At 73.3% G+C, this 2,088-nt stretch carries 2 protein-coding genes; both read left to right on the top strand.

Annotated elements, in window-relative coordinates; all coding sequences use genetic code 11:
* Positions 1–696: aminotransferase-like domain-containing protein (locus AB0J52_RS37685; protein WP_500187759.1), on the top strand; the 696-nt coding region annotated here is incomplete at its 5' end.
* Positions 697–815: 119 nt separating this feature from the next.
* The coding region (gene dnaG / locus AB0J52_RS37680) for a DNA primase (RefSeq protein WP_500187757.1) at positions 816–2,088 on the top strand (1,273 nt) is incomplete at its 3' end.

Below are 2,088 nucleotides of genomic sequence, written 5' to 3'. Positions count from 1 at the left end.
GCCCTGCCGGACGACGCCCGCGCCGTCTACCTCACCCCCTCGCACCAGTTCCCGCTGGGCATGCCGATGTCGCTGGCCCGCCGCCGCGCGCTGCTCGACTGGGCCCGCCGCCGGGACGTGGTGATCATCGAGGACGACTACGACACCGAGTTCCGCTACGGCGGCCGTCCGGTCGAGCCGCTGCAGTCCCTGGACGAGGACGGCCGCGTCCTCTACCTCGGCACGTTCTCCAAGGTCATGCGGCCGGTGCTGCGGCTCGGCTTCCTGGTGGCCCCGCCCGCCCTGCACGAGGCGTTCCGGATGGCCCGGTACGTCACGTCCTGGCACGGCGACCCGCCCGTCCAGGCGGCGCTGGCGCGCTTCATCGACGAGGGCCTGCTCGCCCGGCACATCCGCCGCTCCCGCCGGGTCTACGAGGAGCGGCACGAGCTGATCGCCGAGTCCCTCGGCTCCGCCTTCGCGGGCCGCCTGACCGCCGTCCCGAGCGCCGCCGGCCTGCACCTGAGCGCTACGCTCTCCGGGCCGTCCGACGCCGAGACCGTGCGCGCCGCCGAGGCCGAGGGCGTCGCCCTCTTCCCGCTGTCCGGCTTCGCCGTCACCGAGCCCCCGCTGAACGGCCTGGTCTTCGGCTACGGCGCGATCACCTCGGACGGCATCCGGGAGGCGCTCCGCCGCCTCGACCGCATCCTCCGCTGATCCTCCCGGGGCCCGCGGCCCGGCCAGGCGGCGGGCCGGTGATCACCCGGAAGGCGGACCGGAGCGGATCGAGGCCGGGCGGCACGGAATGTCCGGGGGCGCGCCTAGACTCGTTCGCTGTGGCAGGCCGGATTCGCAATGAGGACATAGCGCTCGTACGCGAGCGGTCATCGCTGGACGCCGTGATCGGCGAGTACCTCCAGCTGCGAAGCGCGGGCGGCGGCAACCTCAAGGGGCTCTGCCCGTTCCACGACGAGAAGTCGCCCTCGTTCAACGTCACCCCGGCCCGCGGGCTCTGGTACTGCTTCGGCTGCGGGGCCGGCGGCGACGTGATCAAGTTCGTCCAGGAGATCGACCACCTCACCTTCACCGAGGCCGTCGAGCGGCTGGCCGCCAAGGCCGGGATCCGGCTCCGGTACGAGGAGGGCGGCGCGTTCCAGCCCCGGCAGGAGTCCGGGCAGCGGGCGCGGCTGGTCGAGGCGCACCGCGCGGCGGCGGAGTTCTACGCCGAGAACCTGCGCGCGCCCGACGGCATGATCGGCCGCAGGTTCCTGTCCGAGCGTGGGTTCGAGGCCGCCGACGCCGAGCGGTTCGGGGTCGGGTTCGCGCCGCGCGAGTGGGAGGGCCTGGTCCGCCACCTGCGCGGGCGCGGGTTCGCCGACGCCGAGCTGATCGCCGGGGGCCTCGCCAAGGAGGGCCGCCGGGGCCCGATGGACCGGTTCCGCGGCCGGCTGATGTGGCCGATCCGCGACCTGTCCGGCGACGTCGTCGGGTTCGGCGCGCGCAAGCTCTTCGAGGACGACGACGGCCCCAAGTACCTGAACACCCCCGAGACGCCGGTCTTCCACAAGTCGAACGTCCTGTACGGCGCCGACCTGGCGAAGAAGGACATCGCGCGGTCCCGGCAGGCGGTCGTCGTCGAGGGCTACACCGACGTGATGGCCTGCCACCTGTCCGGGGTGCCGACGGCCGTCGCGACCTGCGGGACGTCCTTCGGCGACGAGCACATCAAGATCCTGCGCCGGCTGCTGATGGACCAGGACGAGTTCCGCGGCGAGGTGATCTTCACCTTCGACGGCGACGCGGCCGGGCAGAAGGCGGCGCTGCGCGCGTTCGAGGGCGAGCAGAAGTTCGTCACGCAGACCTTCGTGGCCGTCCAGCCGGACGGCCTGGACCCCTGCGACCTGCGGGTCCAGCACGGCGACGCCTCCGTGCGCGACCTGGTCGCCTCGCGCACCCCGCTGTTCGAGTTCGTCGTCCGGTCCAAGATCGGCGAGCACGACCTGAACACCACCGAGGGGCGGCTCGCCGCGCTCGACGCCGCCGCGCCGATCGTCGCGCGCATCAAGGACCGCGCGCTCCGCCAGATGTACGCGGTCAACCTCGACCGCT

Source organism: Spirillospora sp. NPDC049652 (assembly GCF_040675125.1).
Taxonomy (GTDB): domain Bacteria; phylum Actinomycetota; class Actinomycetes; order Streptosporangiales; family Streptosporangiaceae; genus Spirillospora.
This window is presented reverse-complemented; position numbering and strand designations above follow the sequence as displayed.